This window comes from Kitasatospora sp. NPDC057500, assembly GCF_042802195.1.
GTDB lineage: Bacteria > Actinomycetota > Actinomycetes > Streptomycetales > Streptomycetaceae > Kitasatospora.
In genome coordinates this window covers 25,232-50,775 of the sequence record NZ_JBHVER010000035.1, presented here as the reverse complement: position 1 = coordinate 50,775, position 25,544 = coordinate 25,232, and the positions used below count along the sequence as shown (strand labels likewise).

18 protein-coding genes and 1 pseudogene are annotated in these 25,544 nt (G+C 71.3%); 14 read left to right on the top strand and 5 right to left on the bottom strand.

Annotated features, from left to right (window positions below; genetic code table 11):
- Nucleotides 1-265: 265 nt before the first annotated feature.
- The gene (locus ACFU74_RS10920) at nucleotides 266-592 is read right to left on the bottom strand and encodes a hypothetical protein (RefSeq protein ID WP_380755000.1); all 327 of its coding nucleotides are present in this window, start codon (nucleotides 590-592) and stop codon (nucleotides 266-268) included.
- A 203-nt stretch (nucleotides 593-795) separates the two neighbouring features.
- Complete coding sequence (locus ACFU74_RS10915) at nucleotides 796-981, bottom strand: hypothetical protein (protein WP_380754998.1); 186 nt, start codon at nucleotides 979-981, stop codon at nucleotides 796-798.
- A gap of 305 nt (nucleotides 982-1,286) precedes the next feature.
- Between ACFU74_RS10915 and ACFU74_RS10910 the strand changes: the two genes are divergently transcribed.
- The 4 genes from ACFU74_RS10910 to ACFU74_RS10895 all read left to right on the top strand — a co-directional run bounded on the left by ACFU74_RS10910 (nucleotide 1,287) and on the right by ACFU74_RS10895 (nucleotide 8,842).
- Nucleotides 1,287-2,528: an endonuclease domain-containing protein gene (locus ACFU74_RS10910; protein WP_380754995.1), complete on the top strand. Its 1,242-nt coding sequence runs from the start codon at nucleotides 1,287-1,289 to the stop codon at nucleotides 2,526-2,528.
- A gap of 121 nt (nucleotides 2,529-2,649) precedes the next feature.
- A complete protein-coding gene (locus ACFU74_RS10905; RefSeq protein ID WP_380754992.1) occupies nucleotides 2,650-4,278 on the top strand; it encodes a hypothetical protein in 1,629 nt (542 codons plus the stop codon).
- A 200-nt stretch (nucleotides 4,279-4,478) separates the two neighbouring features.
- Nucleotides 4,479-5,351, top strand: coding sequence for a hypothetical protein (locus ACFU74_RS10900; protein WP_380754989.1), 873 nt, complete (start codon nucleotides 4,479-4,481; stop codon nucleotides 5,349-5,351).
- Nucleotides 5,336-8,842, top strand: a complete 3,507-nt coding sequence (locus tag ACFU74_RS10895) for a DEAD/DEAH box helicase (protein ID WP_380754986.1) — start codon at nucleotides 5,336-5,338, stop codon at nucleotides 8,840-8,842. The genes ACFU74_RS10900 and ACFU74_RS10895 overlap by 16 nt, the downstream gene beginning before the upstream one ends.
- A 97-nt stretch (nucleotides 8,843-8,939) precedes the next feature.
- On the opposite strand, the gene ACFU74_RS10890 is transcribed toward ACFU74_RS10895, so the two are convergent.
- A complete protein-coding gene (locus tag ACFU74_RS10890; protein WP_380754983.1) occupies nucleotides 8,940-9,071 on the bottom strand; it encodes a hypothetical protein in 132 nt (43 codons plus the stop codon).
- A 23-nt stretch (nucleotides 9,072-9,094) separates the two neighbouring features.
- On the opposite strand from ACFU74_RS10890, the gene ACFU74_RS10885 reads away from it, so the two are divergent.
- The 10 genes and pseudogenes from ACFU74_RS10885 (at nucleotide 9,095) to ACFU74_RS10840 (ending at nucleotide 21,430) form a co-directional block, all read left to right on the top strand.
- The gene (locus ACFU74_RS10885) at nucleotides 9,095-9,274 is read left to right on the top strand and encodes a hypothetical protein (RefSeq protein ID WP_380754980.1); all 180 of its coding nucleotides are present in this window, start codon (nucleotides 9,095-9,097) and stop codon (nucleotides 9,272-9,274) included.
- 151 nt (nucleotides 9,275-9,425) lie between these two features.
- Nucleotides 9,426-9,608: pseudogene (locus ACFU74_RS10880) on the top strand (trypco2 family protein); the annotation flags it as partial.
- 814 nt (nucleotides 9,609-10,422) lie between these two features.
- A complete protein-coding gene (locus tag ACFU74_RS10875) occupies nucleotides 10,423-12,273 on the top strand; it encodes a tetratricopeptide repeat protein (RefSeq protein WP_380754977.1) in 1,851 nt (616 codons plus the stop codon).
- Between the two features lie 50 nt (nucleotides 12,274-12,323).
- The gene (locus tag ACFU74_RS10870) at nucleotides 12,324-12,599 is read left to right on the top strand and encodes a hypothetical protein (RefSeq protein WP_380754974.1); all 276 of its coding nucleotides are present in this window, start codon (nucleotides 12,324-12,326) and stop codon (nucleotides 12,597-12,599) included.
- Between the two features lie 151 nt (nucleotides 12,600-12,750).
- Nucleotides 12,751-13,083: a trypco2 family protein gene (locus tag ACFU74_RS10865; protein ID WP_380754971.1), complete on the top strand. Its 333-nt coding sequence runs from the start codon at nucleotides 12,751-12,753 to the stop codon at nucleotides 13,081-13,083.
- Nucleotides 13,084-13,325: 242 nt separating this feature from the next.
- A complete protein-coding gene (locus tag ACFU74_RS10860) occupies nucleotides 13,326-16,451 on the top strand; it encodes a tetratricopeptide repeat protein (protein WP_380754968.1) in 3,126 nt (1,041 codons plus the stop codon).
- Between the two features lie 45 nt (nucleotides 16,452-16,496).
- On the top strand, nucleotides 16,497-16,757 hold the full coding sequence (locus tag ACFU74_RS10855) for a hypothetical protein (protein ID WP_380754965.1): 261 nt from the start codon (nucleotides 16,497-16,499) through the stop codon (nucleotides 16,755-16,757).
- Nucleotides 16,758-16,912: 155 nt separating this feature from the next.
- On the top strand, nucleotides 16,913-17,245 hold the full coding sequence (locus tag ACFU74_RS10850) for a trypco2 family protein (RefSeq protein WP_380754962.1): 333 nt from the start codon (nucleotides 16,913-16,915) through the stop codon (nucleotides 17,243-17,245).
- A gap of 79 nt (nucleotides 17,246-17,324) precedes the next feature.
- On the top strand, nucleotides 17,325-20,618 hold the full coding sequence (locus ACFU74_RS10845; RefSeq protein ID WP_380754959.1) for a tetratricopeptide repeat protein: 3,294 nt from the start codon (nucleotides 17,325-17,327) through the stop codon (nucleotides 20,616-20,618).
- Nucleotides 20,619-21,097: 479 nt separating this feature from the next.
- Nucleotides 21,098-21,430, top strand: coding sequence for a trypco2 family protein (locus tag ACFU74_RS10840; RefSeq protein ID WP_380754956.1), 333 nt, complete (start codon nucleotides 21,098-21,100; stop codon nucleotides 21,428-21,430).
- A 250-nt stretch (nucleotides 21,431-21,680) separates the two neighbouring features.
- Here the strand turns inward: ACFU74_RS10840 and ACFU74_RS10835 are convergent, their stop codons facing one another.
- Together ACFU74_RS10835 and ACFU74_RS10830 are read right to left on the bottom strand one after the other, a co-directional pair.
- The gene (locus ACFU74_RS10835) at nucleotides 21,681-23,750 is read right to left on the bottom strand and encodes a Shedu anti-phage system protein SduA domain-containing protein (RefSeq protein ID WP_380754953.1); all 2,070 of its coding nucleotides are present in this window, start codon (nucleotides 23,748-23,750) and stop codon (nucleotides 21,681-21,683) included.
- A gap of 163 nt (nucleotides 23,751-23,913) precedes the next feature.
- On the bottom strand, nucleotides 23,914-25,452 hold the full coding sequence (locus tag ACFU74_RS10830) for a recombinase family protein (RefSeq protein WP_380754950.1): 1,539 nt from the start codon (nucleotides 25,450-25,452) through the stop codon (nucleotides 23,914-23,916).
- Nucleotides 25,453-25,544: the final 92 nt, after the last annotated feature.

Below are 25,544 nucleotides of genomic sequence, written 5' to 3'. Positions count from 1 at the left end.
ACAGACCCCAACCGTGTCTACAGCTGCTTCCGCACCACGCCCACGCACTCCGAGAATCAGCTCATACGCGGGCTAAAAAGACGAAAACGACCTCTCAGAGCTGGTTGGCGATCCGTCTGCCAAGCTGTTCGAGGAACTCCTGCTGGCCGGTCGCGGCGACCTCGAAGTCGCCCGACCAGGAAGCCGTGGTGGACTTCCAGACTTGTCCGCTGTCGCCGATCGCGAACAGACGGCCCCCGCCGTCGCTGGCGAATACCAGTGCGATCTATTCGCCGTCGATCGGCACAGGGCCGTACTCGCGAAAGTGTCCCGCCACCATCGCGGGTGAGTGGATGAAGTACCCGCTATCGACATCAGGCAGGGAAGCCTCGCTGATCACCCAGTAGAGCGTGGTCAGGTCGGAGGGGATCGGCGTCAGGTCCACAAGTGCGCTCGTCGCCTGGTGGCTGACGTCGCTTGCGAGCACCACTGCGTTGTGGCCGGGCGGGAAGTTGTGCGTCGGGAAGAACGACTGCATCAGCTTCGTCAGCGCCGCATCGGCCTGCTTCCACCAGGATCGGACCCACTCCGCGTCAAGCCGCTCACCTGGCACGTTTCTCCCTCAAATGCGCGTGTGACCGCAAGAGATACATCGATGTCCACCTCGTCGTCCTGCGACTTGATGACCTCGGTCACGGCGGGTGAGCCTGCCACATGCCCACCCGAGGCTCAACCAATTTTCTGTTTGCTGGCCGGGAACGTGCCTAACATGCCTGCGGGCAGCCGTGCCGTCCGACGTGGACAGATACTTAACAGCTATAGGTAACGATGGATCCGCGGGCCGAGCAGGCCGCTTACGACCGCGTCCGCGAACTCGCCGCCGGTCGGACCGTCATCCTGATCACGCACCGGCTCGGCTCCACCCAGCACGCGGATCGCATCATCGTCCTCGACCACGGCCGCGTCCGCGTCCGCGTCCGCGTCCGCGAAGAGGGAACCCACCAGGAGCTCCTGGCCACTGACGGGGAGTACGCGGCGATGTGGACCACCCAGGCGCGCCTACGCACCTGTCCCGTAGCTGTAGCTGGCGCCGGTAGCGCGCTCGGCCGGCAGCCGGCCGGCCGGACGGGTCTGCGTCCCGTCGGCCGGCTCGGCCGGGGACTGACCGACGGATCGATGGGGCCAGGTTCATCGGCAGCCCGACCGGCTGCGGCCGAGCGAGTCTGTCTGACGACCGTCGCCGCAGGGCGTCCGTTGGTTCTGGCCACCCCACGGGGTGTGTCAGTACCTACTGGCACCCTGCCAGCGTGCTGATACCCCTCGCCGCCGCCCAGGCGATTGCTGCGTCCGTCCTCACCGCGCCCCCGCTGCGCTTTGCCGCCGCCGGCCTCCACTCGGCCTTCGTCCGCGACACCGGCCACCTGTACCTGGGCGCCGCAGCCCTGCCTGGCGTGAAGCGCAGCGGGGTGTGGCACGTCGACCAAGCCCTGCTCGATGGGGCGCTGCAGCAGCTCGCTGCGGTGGCGGCGAAACCAGGCCGACTCGTCCCGTTGGGACTGCCCTGGACGCAGCTGAACCGCGACTCCCGGTTCGACGACGACTGGCGCCTGGCCGTCCAGGGCGAACTCGTCGACCGCGCCGCGCGGGCCCGCCGCCGCCCGTCCGCAGCCGACCTCCTCGACGCCGGACTCGGCCCAGCGGAGCAGCGTCTGGCGGTCAAGGAGCTCAGCCGGCTGCTCGGGGCCGCGCGGGAGCCCGACGGCCGTGACCCGCTCGTGGTCGCGGGGGTGGTGGTGATGGACGTGGTGCGCCGCCGGGCCGGCCGGTGGAGTATTCCCGAGCGGTGGGCGGACGTCCTTGACCGGTGGCGTGCCGAGCACGTGGCGCTGCTGGCGCGGGCGCAGCGGTGCGCGGGATGCGGCGCAGTGGAGGACCGCTCCTCGCGGACGGCGGCGGCCCGGGCTCAGCAGAACCGCGACTGGCGGTCCTCCGGCGCGGACGGCTGGATCACCCAGTGCCCAGCCTGCGCGGGCGGCGAGCACCCCCTGTACGGCGGTTCGATGCGGGGCGTGCGCTACACCAGCGAGCGGCGGCGGGCGACACGCGCCGACGGCTACCTCTGCGCGGTGTGCGGGCTGCGGCGGGCTGCCGCCTGGGACCACTGTCATGAGCCCGGCCACGACTTCGTCCGCGGGCCGGCCTGCGGGAGCTGCAACCAGGACGAACGTGCGCAGAAGGGCCTCTGGCGGAACTTCTGGAACCACGGCCCGGCGGTACGACACCTGCTGGAGTGCACCAGCTGCCGCACCGCTGGCACCCTTCCGCCCCGGCACCTGTCCGCGCTGGCCGCCGCCCGGCTCCGCGCCACCGCGCGGCACGACCAATGCACCGCCGAACCCTTGGCCGTACTTGAGCAACTCCCCGACGGGGGCTTCCTGGCCCGGCTGGAGTGCGCTGCCCACCCAGGCCGGGAGGTGCGGTGGGAGGAAGCCGTCGGTGGCGTGAGGGTCACAGGATGGGTCGCGGACCTGGTGGCCGAGCACTCCTGAGCACCGTGTCTGGAGCCCGGCGCCGCCCGGCGGTGAAAGCCGGACGTTGACGGCGCCGGCGCGGCTCGGATCCGTGCGAGCGGCGTACAGCGCACCGCCCGCGCCCCTTACGATCTCGCCCATGAGCACCAGGAACTGGCCGTGCCCCCGGTGCGCCGCCGCACCCCCCGCCGACTGCCGAACGGCCGCCGGAACCGCGCGGATCGCGCACTGGCGACGGTGGAGACTGGCCCGCAGCGGGGCGGTGGTCGAGGACTGGCTGGCGCAGACCGGGGACTTCGAGCGGCTGCTGCACACGGTCGGCACCGCGATCGCCGGCGGGCGGGAGGAACTGCGCGTCCCGGCGTTGGATGCCGTCGGCCGGCTGCGGGCTCTGCGCAACCTGCGGGCTCTGGAGGACTACGTCGCCCGGTGGCTGACGGCGCTGGACAGCGAGCAGGCTGACACCGGTCAACTGGCGGCCGGTGCCCGCCGGGTGACCGCGGACCTCGACGCCGCCATCGCCGTCCTGTGCGAGATCGCGACGGGCATGCCGGTGGACCGTGACGCCCTCCCCACCGGCCGCGCGCCCACCGTCGCCGAACTCCTCGCGGCCCGTACCCGGGGCGAGATCCTGGCCGCCGAGTCCGCCTTCGCGCAGCGCCTGGCTCTGGCCCGCGAGCACTTCCCCGCAGCCACCCGCTGGAGCGTCACCACCGGCCCGAACCGAGCCTTCGAGGCCCTCTCCGAGCAGGGCGTCCGCGTCCGGGCCACGGCCGTGCTGCCCGCCGCCCTCGAAGCGGAACTCGTCCGGTGGAGCTGCCTGCCTTCCGCGCCCGAGGCCCACTACCCCGCCGGGCGCCCCTCCCTGCTGCCGGCGCAGCTCGCCTTGAGCTTCGCGGAGCGGGATTCGGCGCCCTCGCCCTGGGACACCGAGCACGGCGACCTCGCCGACGACGACTACGACCGGGGCGGCCACGCCGACCAGGTCGCCGCCGCCCTCCAGGGCCTGCGCGAGCACCTCGCCCCGGCGCAGGTCCCCGCGTTCTTCGCCGCGAGATGCACCGCGCTGAACACGGAGGCAGCGCAACTGCCCGATCTGCTGCCCGACCCGGACGGCCTGGAGGAGGCGCACGTGCTGGCGGGCAGCTATACCTGGGTCAACCCGGCGTCGGTGGTGCGCACCGCCGACCCGGTGGCGTGGGGGACGATCGCCCGGGACGGGGAGCGGGCCGGCTCGGTCTGGATCCCGAACGCGATCCGCGAGTGGCTGGCCTGCGGCGACGTCCCCGCGCTGCTGCGGGAGGCCATGATCGACTCCGCGCCTGTCCAGCTCCGGCGCCTGGACGGGCCCGCCGGTCCGCTGCACACCTCGCACATGGACGGCACCCACCGCCTGCACCTGTGGCGCGTCCTGGACCTGCCGGGGCTGTACGCCTGGGTCGAGGCCACCGCTCTCCCCCGGCGGCTGACGCCGACCGCGGTGTGCGGCGACGGTGCCGGGTGTGGTGCTTCGGAGCAGGTCGCCCGGATCTGGGTCGGCCTGCACAACAAGGGCCTCCTGCACGGCGACCTCACCCACCCCGGCGAGCCGTCCGGCACGCTGGAGCTCCACGCGGTCCCGGCGCTGTGGCTGCTCTACCCGCCTGCCCTCGCTGCGGTCTACGGTCGCCGCTACGCCGAGGTCTACCCCGGGGCCTGGGAACGCGCCGGAATCCCGGCGGACGTCTTCACCACGGCGGAAACCTGGAGCGCCTGGGCGGCCGGCTGACCCGTCGCAGGGGGGCAGGTGCGGCAACAGCAGACCGACAGGCCACTGCCGGGCGCCCGGTCGCTGGTAGCCGTCGGCGGGCAGCAGCCGGATCAGCGGCTCGATCCGCTTGGACGTCGGGCGCGGTTCCCCGCATCGGTAGGCTGACGGCGTGTGCCCTGCGGTGGGGCTCGATGTAGGTGGAACGGGAGGTGGGGCGGGTGACGGTACCTGCGCAGCGGGCGATGGAGCGCGCCCTTGCCGCCGGCAACCGCCTGGTCGACCTCACCCGGCGCGAGCCCCGCGGCCAGGAGCAGGTGTGCCGCTGGGAGCTGGTGGTGACCATCGGGCAGGAGCCCGAGGACCGTGCGGCGGCGGCTTGGGTCATCGCGGACGAGATCATGAAGGCCCGCACCGACCTGGACGACCTCGGCTACCGGCTCTGGCGCGAGAACGTCCTGGCCGGCACCAAGCCAGTGGGCCGCGATTACGAGCACGTCCTGCTGCACGCGTCCCCGGTGTTCGAGGCCAACGACACCACCGGCGTGACCGGGTACGTGGGCGAGTGGCTGTGGTACCTCCTGACCCGCGACCTGCCGCCTGAGCCGGGGCGCAGCGTGGTGGTGCTGGATCCGCCGAAGTCGGCGGTGAACGACGGAGGGCCGGACGGGCTGGTGATCCACCGGGTGCCCGGCAGTGAGCTGGGGTTCGTCTTCCGGCTGTGGGAGATGAAGAAGTTCACCGGAAAGTCCGCCACGCCGGCCGACACGATCCGCAAGGCGTGGCAGCAGATCAACAACGAGGGCTCCCGCTACATGGGCCAGTTCTCGTGGGGCGGGCGGGCGCTCGCCCCCGACCTGCGGATCTTCGTCGGCTCGATGCCGCGTCAGTGGGTGGATCGGAAGGAGTCGGGCAACGGCGGTGTGAGCATCGCGCTCAACGCCACGGACACCCCGCCCACCGCCTTCGACCTCTCACACACCCACTTCACCACCCATACCCACGAGGGTGCGCTGCAGGGCCTGATGGTGGCGATCGACGATCTCGAGAACTTCGCGAAGGACGTGAGGAGGTACATATGGAGCGCACTCTAGATCCGGAGGTGCTCGCCTCGGCACTCGGCGAGTACCGGCCGGGCGGCGTGCTGCCCAGCGCGCAGGACCTGCTCAGGGCGATGACCGAGCTGGAGATCGCGGCGTTCCGCGGCGAGCGCGAGATCGAGGATGAGACCCTCGCCACCGCGTGGTACCTGCACGGCCTCGCCGCCCTCGACCCGGACACGCCCGGCTACGACGCGGAGCGCGTGCGTCGGGCGTTCGCCGCCAGCGCGCACCTGATGGACCTCGCCGTCGGCGACAGGCGCCGCCCGGTGGCCGAGCGGCTCCAGATCGCCTTCGCCGCGCAGGCCGGCTACCGGCGCTGCGAGCAGGATCCGAACGCCACCGCCGTCTACCGGCAGGTGCGCCGCCTGATCGACACCAGCGGGGAACTCCGCCTGCACATCGGCACGCTGGCGGTCGAGGCCGGTGTCGTCTTCCTCGGCTTCGAGAGGACGGATCTGGACCGGGCGCTGCGGAGGTGGCGGCGGCAACTTCGCGAGGTACGTGCGGTGATGCGCCGCGACTCCCTGGCGCGGACTATGTACGGACCGGCGGAGGCCGTCGTGGAGGCGGTCTTCCACCTGTACCAGTACCTGGGGACCGGCGAGGAAGTGCACCTGGCGAGCGCGCGGCGGCTGCTGGTGGACGTGATGACCGAGACGGCGGGCCGCGGCGACGGTCTGGCGCGGTGGGTGGCCGCTCACCTGTTCCAGTTGAGCGACGAGATGGCGCGCAGCAGCCTGTACCGGCTGCTGCCTGCGGGTACTCCTGCGGTGGTGGCGCGCAGCTTCGCCATGTCGGAGCCGCCGGTGATGACCCTGTGGCCGCCGCAGCGCCAGCTCCTGCAGTTGGAGCGGGGCAACCCGCTCGACCCGGCCACGTCGCGCAGCCTGATCAGTGTGCCCACCAGTGCGGGCAAGACGCTGATGGCCCAGCTGGTGATCTGTTCGCACCTGGCGCAGCGGCCCGGTCGGGTGGTGTACGTGTCACCGATGCGGAGCCTGGGGCGGGAGATGCGCTCGGCCCTGCGGGGCCGGCTGCGAGTGCTGGGGCGGCGCCTGGCCGCGCAGCAGCCGGAGTTCCCGCTGAGCACGTGGGCCTCGGCGGCCGAGCCGGACGGCGGGGACGTGGAGATCGTCACCCCCGAGCGGCTCATGCACATGATCCGCAACAACCCCGAAGGGGCGCTGGAGGATGTCGGTCTGGTCGTCGTCGACGAGGCCCACCACCTGGGCCAAGGCGACCGCGGCTTCGTGCTGGAGAGCCTGCTCGCGCTGCTGAAGGCCCGCGCCGACATCCGGCTTATCTTGCTCTCCGCGGCGGTCGGCAACAAGGGCGACATCGCCTCCTGGCTCGACCCGACCCGCGACGAGCGGGAGGTCTACTTCACCGACACCTGGCGCGGCCCGCGCCGGATGCACGGGCTCATCTACCCGAACCTCATCAAGGACCAGGCCGAACTGACCGATCGCCCGGCGACCGCGCGAACCCCCTCGCAGGTGACCGCCACGGTGCCGGTCGAGGCCATCTTCGCCGTCCGGCCGACCGCCACCTCCGACATCAGCCGGGTGACCACCGGCGAGGTGGGAACCCGGCGCTACCGCGGCCGCAACCCCCGCCAGTGGCGCAAGGCCCTTCCGAACGGGATCGTCACCTACAAGGTCTTCGCCGCCGGCGCCGCCGAACTCACCAACGCCGGCAGCGTCCTCATGGTCGTCGGCACCCGCCGTGATGCCCGCAACGCCGCGCTCGCCATCGCCGAGCACCTCCCCGAACGCCCCGAAGCCGCCGCCCTGGCCGACTACCTCGCCGAAGCCCTCGGCGAGGAGCACCCGCTGGTGCGCTGCGTCCGGCACGGCGCCGCCTACCACCACAGCGCCCTGCCCGAAGACGTCCTGCGCGCCGTCGAAGGCGCGCTGCGCCGCGGCGACCTCCTGGCGATCGCCAGCACCAGCACCCTCACCGACGGCGTCAACCTGCCCGTGCGCACCGTCATCGTCCACCACAAGGTCGACGGCGACCCGCTCACCTACGACGGCGAGCGCACGCTGTCGCCCGCCGAGCTCCTCAACGCCATCGGCCGCGCCGGGCGCGCCGGCCGCGAGAGCGAGGGCTGGATCTTCCTGACCCGCCCCTACGAGCCCCGGCCCGCCGAGTTCGAGCACCTCGACCCCGACCCGGAACAGTTGCGCGTCGCCTCCACCCTGATGACCGATGAGGCGCTCGCCTCGCTCGCCGCCGCCGAGCAGACCCTGCGCGACGACGCCGACGGCATCTTCGCCCTGGCGGACAGCACCGCCGCAGACTTCGCCTCCTTCGTCTGGCTCGTACTGCACCTGCACGCCACCGCCGCCCAGCCGCAGGGCCACCCCCTCGATGCCCTGGAGGGGCTGTTCGGCCTCTCCCGGACCGGCAACGCTCGCGCCGCCGGCCGGTGGTACGCCCTCGCGGACCGGGTCGCGGAGAAGTTCGAGAACACCGATCCCGCCCCGGCCGGCCGGTGGGCCGCCACCGGCACCAGCCTCGGATCCGCCCGCTACCTGGACTGGCTCGCCAAGCGCCTGGCCGTGCACCTCGAGCGGTGGGCCACCGAGAACGCCGACGGGATGCCCGCCGAGCCGCAGGAGTGGCCGCTGCAGCGGACCCTGGACTTCCTCACCGAGCACCAGGTCTTCGACCTTCTCCTCGAACACTGCCCCGAAGTCACCCCGCACTGGGCCTTCAAGGACAAGGAGACCAGGGGCACGGCGATGACCGTCGCCATCGCGCCCGCGCTGCGCGAGTGGGTCTCCGGTGTCGCCGTCCCCGACCTCGCCCGCTCCTGGCAGCCCGGCGTCCCCGCCGCCTGGGCGCTGGACCAGGCGGTGCGCAACATCAGCACCGCCTTCGGACACGCCCTGAGCTGGACCGTGGGCGCGCTGATCAACCTCGTCAACACCAGCCCCGCGCTCTCCCCCACCGCGCCCCGGCTCAACACCCACGCCGCCTGGCACATCCGCCACGGCGTCGACACCGAGCAGGCCCTGACTCTGCTCTCCGCCGGCGTCACCTCCCGGCGCATCGCCCATCTCCTGGGCCGCGAAGCCGCACTCCTCGGGCACCGAGCGGACGCGCTGCGGCAGTGGACCGCCCAACACCACATCGACGGCTGGACGGAGCTCTACAGGGCCGGTGAGTACGAGGTCCAGGACCTCCTGGAGTACGTCCGCACCCCCGCCGACCTGATCAACCGGATCATCGACGGCGGCACCGCCACCACCCCCCTGACCCGGCTCGTCCCGGGCACGCCCGACGGGCCGGTCACCCTCGCCCGCCCTAGCAAGGACAGGCCGACCATCCGCATCGTCCGGGACAAGCGCCGGGTGGCGACCGTACCGGCGGACCGCCACCTCGACGTCCTCGCCATGCTCGACAGCGGCCTCGACCTCCGCCACCAGCTGCACGGCAGCGACCTGATCACCAGCCGCGCGAACCTCCTGCGCTAGGCGCCGCGCTGACCGAAGCCGACAACCTCGGCCGGGACAGGCGCAGTACGTCACGAGGTCCGGGTCGTTCGCTCACCGGCGGCGGGGCGACGGAAGGTCACGTCGACCAGTGGGTGTCCTCGGCATCCGGCCGGAGGGTCTCGGTGGGCCTGATGAAATCCGGAGAGTACTCGACGCCGCCGGCGTGGATGGAGAGCGTGAGGATGAGCATCCCGTCCGGGCCCGGCACGAGGCTAACGTAGATCGTGCGCGGTGTCCGCCGCCTCGACCAGGGCGAAGGCCGACAAGTCGCCGGACCAGTGGCGGCCGCCTCTGCGATCGTACTGGTGCACCTACAGCAGGGCCTGGACCGACATCAAGCACCTCTACGGCCTGTCCGTCACCGCGCCGGAGAAGGCCGCGCTGACCGAGATGCTCGACACTTGCGCCTAACGACTTCACTCGGCCTGCCCGCCCTGTGTTCTGGTGGGCGGGTTGGTCCGGTCGAAGTCGGCCTTCCCCTGCGCAGGCCTCCGCGCGGGCTCTACGGTGTCCGCATCGGAACGACCACGCGGTCGGGTACTCAAAGGGGTGGGTGGGTCTCATGGATGTTCCGCTGGCGGACGCGGTCGCGGCGGTACGCGACGAACTACTCGAAGCCGCCGCGCGGGCGGGTGACGACCCTCAGGCGGTGTTCGCGGTGGGGCCGGTGGAGATGGAGTTCGAGGTCGAGCTGCGCGCCGACACCAAGGCCAAGGCCGGCTTCAAGCTCTGGGCGGTCGGCGCGGAAACCGAGGCCGGCCTCTCCCGCGCCCGCACCCACCGCGTCTCCTTCACCCTCACCCCCAGGCGCCCCGACGGCGGCGATCTGCTGGTCCACTCCGCCGCGCCGGGCGCATCGACGACTGAGAACCGAACCCGCGGCCGGCGATCTGGTTCGGCTGCGACCACGTGGCGGCACGCGGAACCGAGCGATAAGGGGGCTGGGGTGGAGCGGGTACGGCTGGCCGGGGTGAACGGACCGGGCGGGCGCGGATCGGGGTATGCGGTCGGCGGCAGACTGGTCCTCACCTCCGCCCACGTCACCGGACCGCTCGGCACCGGGGTGAAGGTCTTCCACCCGGCCGGCACCGGCACCGCGGAGGGCCGGGTCGTGTGGGCCGGCACCGCCGGTGGGCGCGACGACGCCGCGCTCGTCCTCGTCGACGACTCCCCGCACTGGCAACCGCCCACCGACCCCGTCCGGTGGGGGCGCCCGGCCACCTCCGCGCCCGGCGCCCCGTGCGAGACCTGGGGAGTTCCGGACGAGGCCCAGCGCAACGGCCTGCCGGTCGAGGCGGTCCAGCTGGGCGGGGAGATCAACCCGGGCAGCGGTTTCGTCGGGAACCAGTACGTCATGGACCTGCGCACCCCTGTTGCCGGGTGGCCGGGCGACGGCACGTCGCCGTGGGGCGGCCTGTCGGGGGCGGCGGTGTTCTGCGACCGCTACCTCACCGGTGTCGTCGCCTCCGACCGGGCCCACTCCGCCCACGGCCGGCTCAACGTCGTTCCCGCCTACGTCCTCCACCACGACCCCGCCTTCCGGGCAGCTCTCGCGAATCATGCCGGCGGCCCGGCGGGCGGGCTGGCGGGCGGTGGAGTTCCAGGACATCGCCGACCCCACCGTCCACGCCGCCGTCCGACGTGCCCCACAGACACCCGCGGCGCTGCTGGAGGCCGGACGCCAGACCGTGCCCTTCCACGGCCGCGACGCTCTGCTCGCCGAGCTGAAGGCGTGGTGCGACCGGGGCGGGTTCGGTGCGTGGCTGCTGCACGGCCCCGGCGGACAGGGCAAGACCCGCCTCGCCCACCACCTCGACCACGAGCTCACCGCCCGGGGCTGGACCGTGCTCTGGCCGCGCGCCGGCGCCCGCCCGGAACAGCTGCTCGAACTGCGTCGCGCGGCGAAGCCGCTGCTGGTCGTCCTCGACTACGCCGAGACCCGCCCCGAACAACTCAGCGCCCTCGTCGACGCCGCCGCCGAACACCCCGGCACCAGCCCGCTCAAGCTCCTCCTCCTGGCCCGCACCGCCGGCGACTGGTGGCAGCAGGCCCGAACAGGAAGCCGGCAGGCCGAAGAACTCCTCGCCACCGCCCGCACGCGCCGCCTCACCCCCCTGGAGGACGACCCCGACCTGCGCGCCAGCCACTACCGGGCCGCCGCCCACGCCCTCGCCCTTGCGCTTCCCACCGTCCCCGGCACCGCTGGCCACGACTGGAGCGCGGCCGCCGCGACCCTGCAACCGCCCCGGCGACTCGGCGACTACGCCTACGGCAACGCGCTCACCCTCCACATGACCGCCCTCGCCGACCTCCTCGACACCGCCCACACCGAACCCGCGGGCAGCAGCGACGATGAGGACGTCCAGTACGTCGAGGACCGACTCCTCGGCCACGAGAGCCGGTACTGGCGCGACACCGCCACCACCCACGGCCTCACCTCCGCCCTCGGCATGAACACCCTGAGGACCGCGCTCGCCGCCGCCCACCTCACCGGCGCCACCGACGACGAAGGCGCCGATCTTCTGTGGCGGCGCCTGCCCGCCCTCGCCGACCAGCCCCGCGACCGCCGCGACCAGGTCACCGTATGGCTCGCCGCCCTCTACCCTCCGGCGGGCGCCGGTCCCGGCGGGTCACCCTGGGGAGCGCTCCAGCCCGACCGCCTCGCCGAACGCCACATCGGACGCACCCTCCTGGCCGTCCCCCGCCTCGCCGACCAACTCCTCGACGGCGCCGACGACACCCAAAGCGCCCAGCTCCTCACCGTCTACAGCCGCGCCGCCGCCCACCCCGTCTTCCACGGCCACCTCGACACCAACCTCACCGCGTTCTGCCTCCGCCATCACCAGGCCCTGGCCGCCCACATCATCACCACCACCCGCACCGACCACCCGACCCCACTCACCACCGCCCTCGACACCCTCGCCACCCACCCCGACACCTCGCTTGACACCCTCAACGAACTCCACAACCAACTCCCGGACACCAGCCACCGCCTCGCCACCACTGCCACCCGCCTCACCCACAGCATCACCAGCCACTATCGCGCCTTGGTTGACGCGAATCCGGACGCCTACCTGCCTGAGCTCGCGGCAGCTCTCAACAACCTCTCCGTCCGGCTGGGTGATGTGGGCCGGCGGGCGGAGGGCCTGGCCGCCATCGAGGAAGCCGTCGACCACTACCGCACCCTGGTCGAAGCAAACCCGGACGCCCACCTGCCCGACCTCGCCCTGGCCCTCAACAACCTCTCCGTCGACCTCGGTGAGGTGGGCCGGCGGACGGAGGGCCTGACCACCGCCGAGGAAGCCATCGCCATCCACCGCACCCTCACCGACACCAACCCCGACCTATTCGGACCAGCACTACAAAAGTCACTGGACGTAGCCGCCTGGCTCGAAGGACTCGATCCGTAGGCCGGTAAGGCGGCTACCGCCGATCCTCCGGCACGAGGAATGTGGCAGGCTTGGAACGACGCTCCCCGCCAGTCGGGGCCGACACCTGGACCACCGCCAAGCGCCGCGCCATCGCCAACGACCTCGCCCACTCCCAGCTGATCGCGGTGTCCGCCGCCTCCAACCGCAGCAAGGGCGACAAGTCGCCGGACGTCTGGCGCCCGCCGGCCGCCTCCTACTGGTGCACCTACTCCCGGGCCTGGACCGACACCAAGCACGTCTACGGCCTGTCCATCACCACCGTCGAGAAGACGGCGCTGAACGAGATGCTTGACACCTGCGCCTAGCCACTTGACCCGGTAGGCTGGCCCGCTCCGCGTTCTGTTGGGTGGGCCGGTCCGGTCGACGTCGTATTTTCCCTGCGTAGACGCTTGGGTGGGCCCCTACGGTGTCCGCACCGGCAAATAGACAGGGCAGGTGCTTGAAGAGGTGGGTCTGATGGATGTTCCGCTGGCGGATGCGGTGGCGGCGGTGCGCGACGAACTGTTGGAGGCAGCCGCGAGGGCGGGGGACGACCCGCAGGTGGTGTTCGCGGTGGGGCCGGTGGAGATGGAGTTCGAGGTCGAACTGCGCGCGGACGCCAAGGCGAAGGCCGGGTTCAAGCTGTTCGCGGTGGGGGCAGAGACCGAGGCCGGCCCCTCCCGAGCCCGCACCCACCGCATCGCCTTCACTCTCACCCCCAAGCGTCCCGACGGCGGCGACCTCCTGGTCCATTCCGCCGACCCGGGCCTGGAGGGCCCAGGCGACAGCACCGGGCGTATCGACGGCTGATAATCGGACCGCAGTCGGCTCCCTGGTCCGGCCGCAGCCACGTGGCGGTACGCAGGATTGAACGGTAGGGGGCGTGGGTGGAGCGGGTACGGCTGGCCGGAGTGAACGGTCCGGGCGGACGCGGATCGGGGTACGCGGTCGGCGGGCGCCTGGTCCTGACCTCCGCGCACGTCACCGGACCCGTCGGTACGAGGGTGAAGGTCTTCCAACCGGCTGGCACCGGCACCGTGGAAGGCCGGGTCGTGTGGGCTGGCACGCCGGGCGGGCGTGACGACGCGGCGCTCGTCCTCGTCGACGACTCGCCGCACTGGCAACCACCCGCCGATCCCGTCCAGTGGGGGCGGCCGGACACCACCCGCCCCGGCACCGTGTGCGAGACCTGGGGTGTCCCCGACGAGGCCCAGCGCCCCGGCCGCGCCATTGAGGCCGTGCAACTGCACGGCGAGATGAACCCTGGCAGCGGCTTCGTCGGCAACCAGTACGTCATGGATCTGCGGACTTCCGGCGCGGGGTGGCCGGGCGACGGGACGTCGCCGTGGGGCGGCCTGTCGGGGGCGACGGTGTTCTGCGACCGCTACCTGACCGGCGTCGTCGCCTCCGACCGCGCCCATTCCTTCCACGGCCGCCTCAACGTCGTCCCCGCCTACGTCCTCCACCACGACCCCGTCTTCCGCACCGCCCTCACGGAACACGGGGGCGGCCGGTCGGGCGGGTTGGAGGCGGTGGAGTTCCAGGACATCGCCGACCCCACCGGCAACCCCGCCACCCGGCGCGCCGCAGTGACACCGGCGGCGCTGCTGGAAGCAGGGCGGGAGATTGTCCCCTTCCACGGCCGCGAGGCTCTGCTCGCCGAACTGGAGGCGTGGTGCCGGCTAGACGGGTTCGGGGCATGGCTGCTGCACGGCCCAGGAGGGCAGGGCAAGACCCGCCTCGCCCACCACCTCGGCCGCGAACTCGTCGGCCGGGGCTGGACGGTGTTGTGGCCGCGGGCCGGTGCCCGTCCTGAACAGCTGCTGGAGGTGCGGCGGGCGGCGAAGCCCCTGCTGGTCGTCCTCGACTACGCCGAGACCCGTCCCGGACAACTCGGCGCGCTCGTCGACGCGGCCGCCGACCACCCTGGCACCAGCCCGTTCAAACTCTTGTTGCTCGCCCGCACCGCCGGTGACTGGTGGCAACAGGCCCGCGACGCCAGCCGACAGGCCGAGGACCACCTCATCACCGCCCGCACCCGCCGCCTCACCCCATTGGAGGACGACCCCGAACAGCGCGCCGACCACTACCGCGCCGCCGCGCACGCCCTCGCCACGACGCTCCCCAACATCCCGGGCATGGCCGGGCACGACTGGACCGTAGCCGCCACCACCCTGCAACCGCCCCGGCAGCTGGCCCGGCACAGTGCCTACGGCAATGCGCTTACCCTCCACATGACCGCCCTCGCCGACCTCCTCGACACCGCACATACCGAACCCGCGGACCGAACCGAGGACGAGGACGTACAGGATGTTGAGGACCGGCTGCTCGGCCACGAAGCTCGCTACTGGCACAGCAGCGCCACCGCACGCGGCCTCACACCCGCCCTCAGCATGAACACCTTGCAGACCGCGCTCGCCGCCGCCCACCTCACGGGCGCCACCAACCCCGAACACGCCGACCTGCTGTGGCGGCGCCTGCCCGCACTCGCCGACCAGCCCCGCGACCGCCGCAACCAGGTCACCGCCTGGCTCGCCACCCTCTACCCCACCACGGCCTCGGGAGCGGCGCCCTGGGGGGCTCTGCAGCCCGACCGCCTCGCCGAACGCCACACCGGCCGTACCCTCCTGGCCGCCCCCCACCTCGCCGACCAGCTCCTCGATGGCGCCGACGACACCCAGACCGAGCAACTCCTCACCGTCTACAGCCGCGCCGCCACCCATCCCGTCTTCCAGGGCCGTCTCGACACCCGCCTCACCGACCTCTGCGTCCGCCACCACCGCCGACTCTGCGCACACATCATCACCACAGCCACCCAAACCGACCACCCGGCCCCTCTCACCGCCGCCCTCGACACCCTCGCCACCGACCCCGCCACCCCACTCGACAGCCTCACCGCACTCCACGACCAACTCCCCCACACCAGCCACCGCCTGACTACCACCGCCGTCCGCCTCACCCGCACCCTCGCCGACCGCTACCGCACCCTCGCCGACGCGAACCCGGATGCCCGCCTCCCTGCCCTCGCCAGCATTCTCAACAACCTTTCCCACCGCCTGGGTAAGGTGGGCCGATGGATGGAGGCCCTGACCGCCATCGAAGAAGCCGTCGCTATCTGTCGCGCCCTGGCCGAGGCGAACCGCGACGCCTACCTGCCTGACCTCGCTGCGGCCCTTGACACCTTCTCCGTCCGGTTGGGCGAGGCGGGCCGACGGACCGAGGCCCTGACCGCCAGCGAACAAGCCACCGACCACTACCGAACCCTCGCGGAAGCGAGCCCCGACGCCTACCTGCCCAACCTCGCTACTTCCCTCAACAACCTCTCCATCAATCTCGCCAAGGTGGGCCGACGGCCGGAGGCTCTGACCGCCGTCGAAGAAGCCGTTGCCATCCGCCGCGCCCTGGCCGAGGCGAACCCCGACGCCTACCTGCCTGACCTCGCTACTTCCCTCAACAACCTCTTCGCCCGGCTGGGCGAGGCGGGCCAGTGGGAGGAGGGCCTAGCCGCCGTCGAAGAAGCCGTTGCCATCCGCCGCGCCCTGGCCGAGGCGAACCCCGACGCCTACCTGCCCAACCTCGCCGGCGTCCTCAACAACCTCTCCGTCAATTTCGCCGAGGTAGGCCGACGGCCGGAGGCGCTGACCGTCGTTGAAGAGGCCACCGACCACTACCGCGCCCTGGCCGAGGCGAACCCCGACGCCTACCTGCCCGACCTCGCCAGCGCCCTCAACAACCTCTCCGCCCGGCTGGGCGAGGCGGGCCGACTACCGGAGGCTCTGACCGCCGTCGAAGAAGCCGTTGCCATCCGCCGCGCCCTGGCCGAGGCGAACCCCGACGCCTACCTGCCCGACCTCGCCAGCGCCCTCAACAACCTCTCCAACCGGTTGGGCGAGGCGGGCCGACTACCGGAGGCTCTGACCGCCGTCGAAGAGGCCACCGACCACTACCGCGCCTTGGTCCAGGCGAACCCCGACGCCTACCTGCCCAACCTCGCCGGCGTCCTCAACAACCTCTCCGTCAATCTCGGTGAGGTGGGTCGGCGGACCCAGGCTCTGACCGCCGTCGAAGAAGCCGTTGCCATCCGCCGCAACCTGGCCAAAGCCAACCCGGACGCCTTCGGCCCAGAGCTACAACGGTCTCTGGATGTGGCGGCCTGGATCGAAGGGCTCGCACCGTAGACGGGTGAGGTGGCTACCTACCGCCGCACGCTTCGGCAGAGGAATATGGCACGTTCGGAAGTCGGGGCCGACACCTGGATCCGCCGCGCCTTCGCCAACGACCTTGAGCACTCCCAGCTGATCGCCGTCTCCGCCGCCTCCAACCGCAGCAAGGGCGACAAGACCCCGGACGCCTGGCGCCCACCGGCCGCCTCCTACTGGTGTACCTACAGCCGGGCCTGGACCGACACCGAGCACCTCTACGGCCTGTCCGTCACGAAGCCGGGGAAGGCCGCGCTGAACGAGATGCTCGACACCTGCGCATAACCACCACCCGGATCGGCCTGGCCCACCCAGCGGTCTGGTGGGCGGGCCCGGTCCGGTCGAAGTCGTCTTTCCCCCTGCGCGGGCCTGCTCGCGGGCTCTACGGTGTCCGCATCGGCAGGACCGCACAGTGTCAGGTGCTTGAAGGGGTGGGTCTGATGGGTGTTCCGCTGGCGGACGCGGTCGCGGCGGTACGCGACGAACTGCTGGAGGCAGCCGCCCGGGCCGGTGACGATCCGCAGGTGGTGTTCGCGGTGGGGCCGGTGGAGATGGAGTTCGAGGTCGAGCTGCGCGCCGACGCCAAGGCCACGGCCGGCTTCAAACTGTTCGCGGTCGGGGCGGAGGCGGAGGCGGGCTTCTCCCGGGGCCGCACCCACCGCGTCGCCTTCACCCTCACACCCAAACGCCCCGACGGCGGCGACCTGCTCGTCCACTCCGCCGCCCCGGGCCCGGAAGGCCCGGGTGACAGCACCGGGCGCATCGACGGCTGAAAGCCGGGATCGCGGCCGGCGCCCTGGTCCGGCCGCGGCCACGTGAGGGTACGCAAGGACGGACGGTAGGGGGGCTGGGGTGGAGCGGGTACGGGTGGCCGGGGTGAACGGTCCGGGCGGGCGGGGGTCGGGGTACGCGGTCGGCGGGCGCCTGGTCCTGACCTCCGCGCACGTCACCGGACCCGTCGGCACCAGGGTGAAGGTGTTCCATCCGGCCGGCACCGGCGACGCGGGCGGGACGGTCGTGTGGGCCGGGGCCCCGGGAGGGCGCGACGACGCCACGCTCGTGCTCGTCGACGACTCCCCGCACTGGCATCCGCCCACCACTCCGATTCGGTGGGGGCGGCCGGACACCACCCGTCCCGGCACCGCGTGCGAGACGTGGGGCGTCCCCGACGAGGCCCAACGCACAGGCCGCGCCGTCGAGGCGGTCCAACTGAGCGGGGAGATCAACCCGGGCAGCGGCTTCGTCGGCAACCAGTACGTCATGGACCTGCGCACCCCCGCCGGCGAGTGGCCCGGGGACGGGACGTCGCCGTGGGGCGGCCTGTCGGGGGCGGCGGTGTTCTGCGACCGCTACCTGACCGGCGTCGTCGCCTCCGACCGGGCCCACTCCGCCCACGGCCGGCTCAACGTCGTCCCCTCCTACGTCCTCCACCACGACCCCGCCTTCCGCACCACCCTCACGGAACACGGTGGCGGCCCGGCGGCCGGGCTGGAGGCGGTGGAGTTCCAGGACCTCGCCGACCCCACCGGCGACCCCGCCGCCCGGCGGACCCCCGTCACACCGGCCGCCCTGCTGGAGGCCGGACGCCAGACCGTGCCCTTCCATGGCCGGGAGGCTCTGCTCGCCGAGCTGGAGGCGTGGTGCGGACGGGACGGGTTCGGGGCGTGGCTGCTGCACGGTCCGGGCGGGCAGGGCAAGACCCGCCTCGCCCACCATCTCGGCCGGCGGCTCACCGCCCAGGGCTGGACCGTGCTGTGGCCGCGGGCCGGCGCCCGCCCCGACCAGCTGCGCGAACTGCGGCGCGCGGCCAGGCCGCTGCTGGTCGTCCTCGACTACGCCGAGACCCGCCCCCAACAACTCGGCGCCCTCGTCGACGCCGCCGCCGAACACCCCGAGACCAGTCCGTTCAAGCTCCTCCTCCTCGCCCGCACCGCCGGCGACTGGTGGCGCCAGGCCCGTACAGGAAGCCGGCCGGCCGAAGAGCTGCTCGCCACCGCCCGCACGCGCCGCCTCGAACCGCTGGAGGAAAGGCCCGAACTACGCGCCGCCCATTACAGCGACGCCGCCCGCGCCCTCGCCCTTGCTCTTCCGGCCGTCCCGGGCATGGCCGGTCACGACTGGACCGCGGTCGCCACCGCCCTGCAACCACCCCACCGGCTGGACCGGAACGATGCCTACGGCAACGCGCTCACCCTCCACATGACCGCCCTCGCCAACCTCCTCGACACCGCCCACACCGAACCGTCGGACCCCACGGGAGACGACGACGTCCAGGACGTGGAGGACCGGCTGCTCGGCCACGAAAGCCGCTACTGGCAGGGCAGTGCCGCCGCCCGTGGCCTCACCCGTGCCCTCAGCATGGACACCCTGGAGACCGCGCTCGCCGCCGCCCACCTCACCGGTGCCACCGACCGCGAACAAGCCGACGTGTTGTGGCGGCGCCTTCCCGCCCTCGCCGACCAGCCCCGCGACCGCCGCAACCAGGTCACCGCCTGGCTCGCCGCCCTCTACCCCGCCACCTCATCGCCGGGAGGACCGCCCTGGGGCTCCCTGCAGCCCGACCGCCTCGCCGAACGCCATGCCGGCCGCGTCCTCGAAGCCGACCCCCGCCTCGCCGACCGCCTCCTCGACGGCGCCGACGACACCCAGGCCGAGCAACTCCTCACCGTCTACAGCCGCGCCGCCGCCCACCCGGTGTTCCAGGGCCGCTTCGACACCCGTCTCACCGACCTCTGCGTCCGCCACCACGGAGCTCTGGTCCCACACATCGTCACCATCGCCACCCGCACCGACCACCCCCAGCCCCTCAGGGCCGCTCTCGACACCCTCACCGCCGACCTCGGCACCCCGCTCGACACCCTCGACGCACTCTACGGTCTCTTCCCCCGCAGCAGTCACCGCCTCACCACTACCGCGGCCCGGCTCACCCACGCCATCACTGACCGCTACCGCCCTCTGGCTGAGGCGGACGCGGACGTCTATCTGCCCAAGCTCGCCAGCGCCCTCAACAACCTCTCCATCCGGTTGGGCGAGGCAGGCCTGCGGGCCGAGGGCCTGGCCGCCATCCAGGAAGCCACCGGCCACTACCGCACCCTCGCCGCCGCCAACCCCGATGCCTACCTGCCCAACCTCGCCATGACCCTCAACAACCTCTCCGTCGACCTCGGCGCGGTGGGCCTGCGGGCCGAGGGCCTGGCCGCCATCCAGGAAGCCACCGGCCACTACCGCACCCTCGCCGCCGCCAACCGCGACGCCTACCTGCCCAACCTCGCCAGCGCCCTCAACAACCTCTCCATCCGGTTGGGCGAGGCAGGCCGGCGGCCCGAGGGCCTGGCCGCCATCGAAGAAGCCACCGGTCACTACCGCACCCTCACCGAGGCCAACCCCGATGCCTACCTGCCCAACCTCGCCAGCGCCCTCAACAACCTCTCCGTCCAGCTGGGCGAGGCAGGCCGGCGGCCCGAGGGCCTGGCCGCCATCGAAGAAGCCACCGCCATCCGCCGCGTCCTCGCGGAGGCCAACCCGGACGCCTACCTGCCCGACCTCGCCAGCGCCCTCAACAACCTCTCCATCGACCTCGACGAGGCGGGCCGGCGGTCGGAGGGCCTGGCCGCTATCGAAGAAGCCGCCGGTCACTACCGCACCCTCACCGAGGCCAATCGCGACGCCTACCTGCCCGACCTCGCCATGGCCCTCAACAACCTCTCCGTCCAGCTGGGCGAGGCAGGCCGGCGGTCGGAGGGTCTGGCCGCCATCCAGGAAGCCGCCGGTCACTATCGCACCCTCGCCGAGGCCAACCCGGACGCCTACCTGCCCGACCTCGCCATGGCCCTCAACAACCTCTCCCTCCGGTTGGGCGAGGCAGGCCGGCGGATCGAAGGTCTGGCCGCCATCGAAGAAGCCGTCGCCATCCGCCGCGTCCTCACGGAGGCCGACCGCGACGCCTACCTGCCCGACCTCGCCAGCGCCCTCAACAACCTCTCCATCCAGCTGGGCGAGGCAGGCCGACGGGCGGAGGGCCTGGCCACCGTCGAAGAAGCCACCGGCTACTACCGCACCCTCACCGAAACGAACCTCGACCACTTCGGACCAGCCCTGCAGGAGTCGTTGGACGTGGCCTCCTGGCTCGAAGGACTCGATCCGTAGGCGGGTAGGACGGCTACCGCTGATCCTCCAGCACCAGGAACATGGCACATTCGGAATGACGCTCCCTGCCAGTTGGCGCCGACACCTGGACCACGGACAAGCGAAAGCAGTTCGCCAACGACCTGGAACACTCCCAGCTGGTCGCGGTGTCCGCGGCCTCGAACCGCGCGAAGGCCGACAAGTCGCCCGATCAGTGGCGGCCGCCGCTGCGATCGAGCTGGTGCACCTACTACCGCTGCCTGGACCGACATCAAGCACCTCTACGGCCTCAACGTCACCGAGCCCGAGAAGGCCGCGCTCACCGAGATGCTCGACACCTGCGCCTAACGGCGCCACTGGGCCGGCCCGCCTGTATTCCGATGGGCGGGCCGGTCCGGTCGAAGTCGTCTTTCCCCTGCGAGAGCCCCCGCGCGGATCCTACGGTGTCCGCATCGGCAAGGCCACGCACGGTCGTGTGCTCGAAGGGGTGGGTCGGTCTGATGGATCTTCCGCTGGCGGACGCGGTCGCGGCGGTACGCGACGAACGGCTCGAAGCCGCCGCGCGGACCGGTGGCGACCCTCAGATGGTGTCCGCGGTCGGCCCGGTGGAGATAGAGTTCGAGGTCGAGCTGCGCGCCGACGCGAAGGCCAAGGCCGGTTTCAAGCTGTTCGCGGTGGGAGCGGAGACCGAGGCCGGGCTCTCCCGCGCCCGCACCCACCGCATCGCCTTCACCCTCACTCCCAAGCGTCCCGACGGTGGCGACCTACTGGTCCACTCCCCCGCGCCAGGCCCTGAGGGCCCAGGCGACAGCACCGGGCGCATCGACGGCTGAGAACCGAGCCTGCGGCCGGCCATATGGTTCAGCCGCAGCCACGTGGTGGTGCGTAAGGCTGGACGGTAGGGGGCGTTGGTGGAGCGGGTACTGCTGGCCGGGCCGACGAGGGTCCGGGTACGCGGTCGGCGGACGCTTGGTCCTCACCTCCGCCCAGGTCACCAGCCCCGCCGGCACCGGGGGTAAAGGTCTTGTCCGTCGCAATGCTCACGCGATGGAGCCAGGTCCGATGCTCTTCCGCCAACCAGGCTCAGCGGTCCTCAACGATGAAGCACGCCCGCTGGTAGAGCTCGTCGAACGTGATGATCTCGACGTCCTGGATGGACGTCCGGTACAGCTCGAAGGAGCTGATCTTCTCCGGGTTCACGGCGCCGTTCTGGATGAACTCCTGCAGGCTCCCGATCACCACGACCTGCCGGGGGCGGGTGGTGGACAGCCCGACTTCGATCGGGGTGCCATCGTCCTCGTAGATGCGATCGAGGAACTGTCGGGAGATGAGCTGCTGGGCCTTGTTGGCGGTCTTCTGCACCTGAGCCACGCCCCCGCCCAGCTCCTTCGATGCCTGATAGACGCCCGATCGGTACGGGGTTCCGGCGAGTAGCTCCGTCTTGTGGGTCTTGATCTCGCAGAAGAGCATGCTGCTGATCAGGCCTTTGGAACGCATGATGGCGTCGATGCGCTTCCCGGCCCCGCCGAAAATACTGGCGCCTGTGGTGATGCGTTCCAGCTTGCCGTCGTCGATGGACTCACAGGCGATGAGGTTGAGGCCGTAACCGAAGATCCACTGGTTCTCCTCGAAGAAGGCCTGCCAGACCGCCTCCGGCCCGCGTGTCGTGGCCAGGCTCTCCGCCCGCTGGAAGTAGCCCGGATCGGTAAGCAACCGCTCGAACCTCTGGAGCTGTTCCTTGCGGTTGCTGATCAGCCGGATGTCCTCTTCCGTGAGTCCGCCGCCGATCGCGGTCCTGACCGCACCGAGAACCATCGTCCGGTCCTGACCGGTCAACAGCTGCACCAGCTGCGCTTCGTCCCCGGTCACCAGCTGGTGGAGGTCACCCGGGGTGCTCAGGCCGGCGCAGCCCTGGAGGAAGTTGATGACCTTCCAGAAGTTCTCGTGAACGTCGCCGGTGTCGACGAGCGCCTTGACGGCCCGGGTGGCGCCGGTATCAGGCACCATCAGGAAGATAGGGGTGTCCCCCGCCTTCTTCTTGTCCTTCTTCCAGAGTTTGACCCTCGGCGTGTAGCTGTCGCCCTTCTTGATGATGGTGACGTTGAGCAGGGTCGCTACCTGGGGCCGATCGTCGAGGACGAAGTCGGTGATCATTCGGCGTGCGCGGGTGTCGTAGAGGTGCTGGAGCCCATCGCCGTCTTGGGAACCGCGGATCTCCAGGCTGGCGAAGTCCCCCCGGGTGACGTCGAACTCGGTGGTGGTGAAGGGGAGACGGAAGCCGCGAACGATGGGGGTGGCAGGTGCAGCGGCCTGGGTCCGCCAGTCCGGCGCGATGTTGGGCATCGGCCGGGGATCGCCCTCGACCACGAGGCCTTGGACGTCGGTGCGACCGAGCTGGCCGAGCACGGTCTCCAGCGTCCGCCAGATCAACCCCTTCGTCTCTTCGGTGACGGTGTGCAGGAGCTCGCGCTCCACCGTCAAGACCGCCTCGTACGTGTCCGCCGTCCAGCTGTCACCGGGCATGGGATGGAAGAACCCGCCGTCGCGGCGCAGGGTCAGGACCGCGGTGCGCAGCAGGTCGCGTACGCTCTCCTCGCCGGCGCAGTCCAAGAGGCTGTAGGTCTGACCGAGGACCAGGTCGAGCTTGCCAGTGTCTTCGTCGCCCAGTGGCAGCGGGATCAACGGGCCTGTCGGGGTGACGCGGACCGGGGTGTACAGCGGTCGGCCGGAGACGAGCTCGTAGGAGCGCAGGCCCCATCCGTCCGGCGCCAGAAGCCGATTCAGTTCATCGACGTACGCCATCGCCTCCTCGACATCGGCTGCCACCTCGGGATGGACCATCCGTGCCAGAAAGGCGAGCAGTACCTCGTCCGGCCCGTGGGCAAGCTCCAACCTGGGGTCCTCGAAGATCCAGTCGTCGGGCAGGTCGTAGTTGTTGAATCGGTGCTGCTGGATATCGTCCCGGACAGTCGGAAGCTGGCTGTTCTCAGGCTGACGATGGTCCAGGTCGTATAGGCCCTCCAGGAACGTGACCTCGTCCAGCTTTCCCCACCAGGGGCTCGACATCCCGCGCAGGTACTTGAAGATGTCTTGCCGCGTCACCGCAGTGATCTCTGGTCGAGCGTGCGCTGGGTCGGAGTCATTGGACGTCATGCCTACATGATGGACGGCTGGTACGCCGTGCGGAGGGCTATTGGGACATTCCGCTCTCACTCAGACATCAACATGTCTGGCTGGCCGCGAGAAACGTCGCAGCACGTCCGGGCGAGGTTGCGGGTGGCGGCAAGGCTCTGGCCGGTCTCACTGGCGATTCGGGTCACCCGACGGACGCCGAGCCATCCACGCACTCAAGCTGTCGTACTCGCTCTTGAAGTTCGGCGGGCAGGTACCAGCCCTCGATGGCCGGTGTCATGTAGAGGCGGGCCTTGAGGCCGAGAAGGAGCTGGCGACGCTGTTCCTGGTCGGCCTGAGCCCAGGCGTCGGCGAAGGTCTGGCCTGTCTCGACCTCGACCCAGGCGGAGGGGCGTTGTGGGAGGGCGGCGAGGCGGCGGCGTTCGTCGACGAGGACTTCGAGGGCCTCGGAGTACTCGTCGTCGCCGCCGGGGTAGTCGAACAGGTTGCGGCGCTTCTCCTCCCGGAGGTCATTCATGGCCTGGGTGACGTGGTTGAGCTGTTCGGTGTGGTCCTCGCCGGGGATGAACCTGCGCACCGTCATCGCCAGCCCGGCCAGGCGCTCGACCAGGGCGGTGATCGCTGCGGTGACGCGCTCGCCCTTGACGGACTGGCCCTTGCAGGCGGGCTTGCCGGCCGTCTTCGCGCAGCGGTAGTACTCGTAGATGCGACCGTTCTTGGCGAGGTTCACCTGCCGGTAGAACCGGTCGCCGCAGCGGTCGCAGAGCGCAACGCCCAGCCAGGGCGAGGCACCGTTCAAGCGCTCCTTCGTCACCGAGCGCTCGTCCATCACCGCCTGGACCGCGGCCCACTCCTCCTCCGTGAACAGCGGCTTCGCCATCCGGATCGGCAGCCCCTTGGCGTCGCGGGCGATCTTGCGCGCCTTCACGGAGCGGCCGGTCAGTTTCAGGCCCATCGTCGCCGGCGAGCGCAGGATCTTCCCCACGCTGGTCGGGTTCCAATGGTTCGACGGAGCAGTCTTGCGCTTGCTCGAGTACGACTCGCCTTGGTTCTTGAACGCGTGCGTCGACGGCGTGTCGAAGCCGGCGGCCTCCAGCGCGGTGGCGATCATCCACTGGCTCTGCCCCTCCAGCAGGAGCTTGCCCATGTAACGGACGGCCTCGGAGGTGACCGGGTCCGGTTCGAGTGTGCGGCCGCCGCCCGGGCGGTCGATGATCCGGTACCCGTACGGCGGCTGCCCGCCCGCCCACCGGTCGGTCTTGCGCAGGTGCTTGTGAGCGGCCGAGACGCGGGCCTTGATCCGCTTGAGCTCCATCTCCGCGAAGATCGACGCCAGCATCAGGAATGTCTTGGCCAGCTCGTTCCCGAACGACGACTCGCGGCCCTCCCGGTAGTCCAGGGTGATCCCGTCGTCGGTGAAGACCAGAACCTTGTGGTTCTCCTCCGCCCAGTGGGCGACGTCCGCGCAGTCCTTTGCCGAGCGGAACGCCCGGTCGACCTTCGCCCAGACCAGCGCGTCCCACTCGCCCTGCCGCTCGGTGAGCCACGGACCCAGGTCGGGACGCTTCCACGGCGTGATCTGGGCAGAGACGTCCAGGTCCTCGAAGGACCCGACGATCTCCCACTCCTTCGAGACCGCGTGCCGCGTCGCCGACTCCGCCTGGACCAGGTGCGAGACCTTGCCCTCGTCCCCGTGCGTGTCCGAGACACGCGAACCAACCACCGCCCGAACCGGCGCCAAAACTGTCATGCTGCCCATGGGCCTCCCCTACCGCCAAGGCCAGCAGACACCCTCGAACAACCTGCACTCGAACG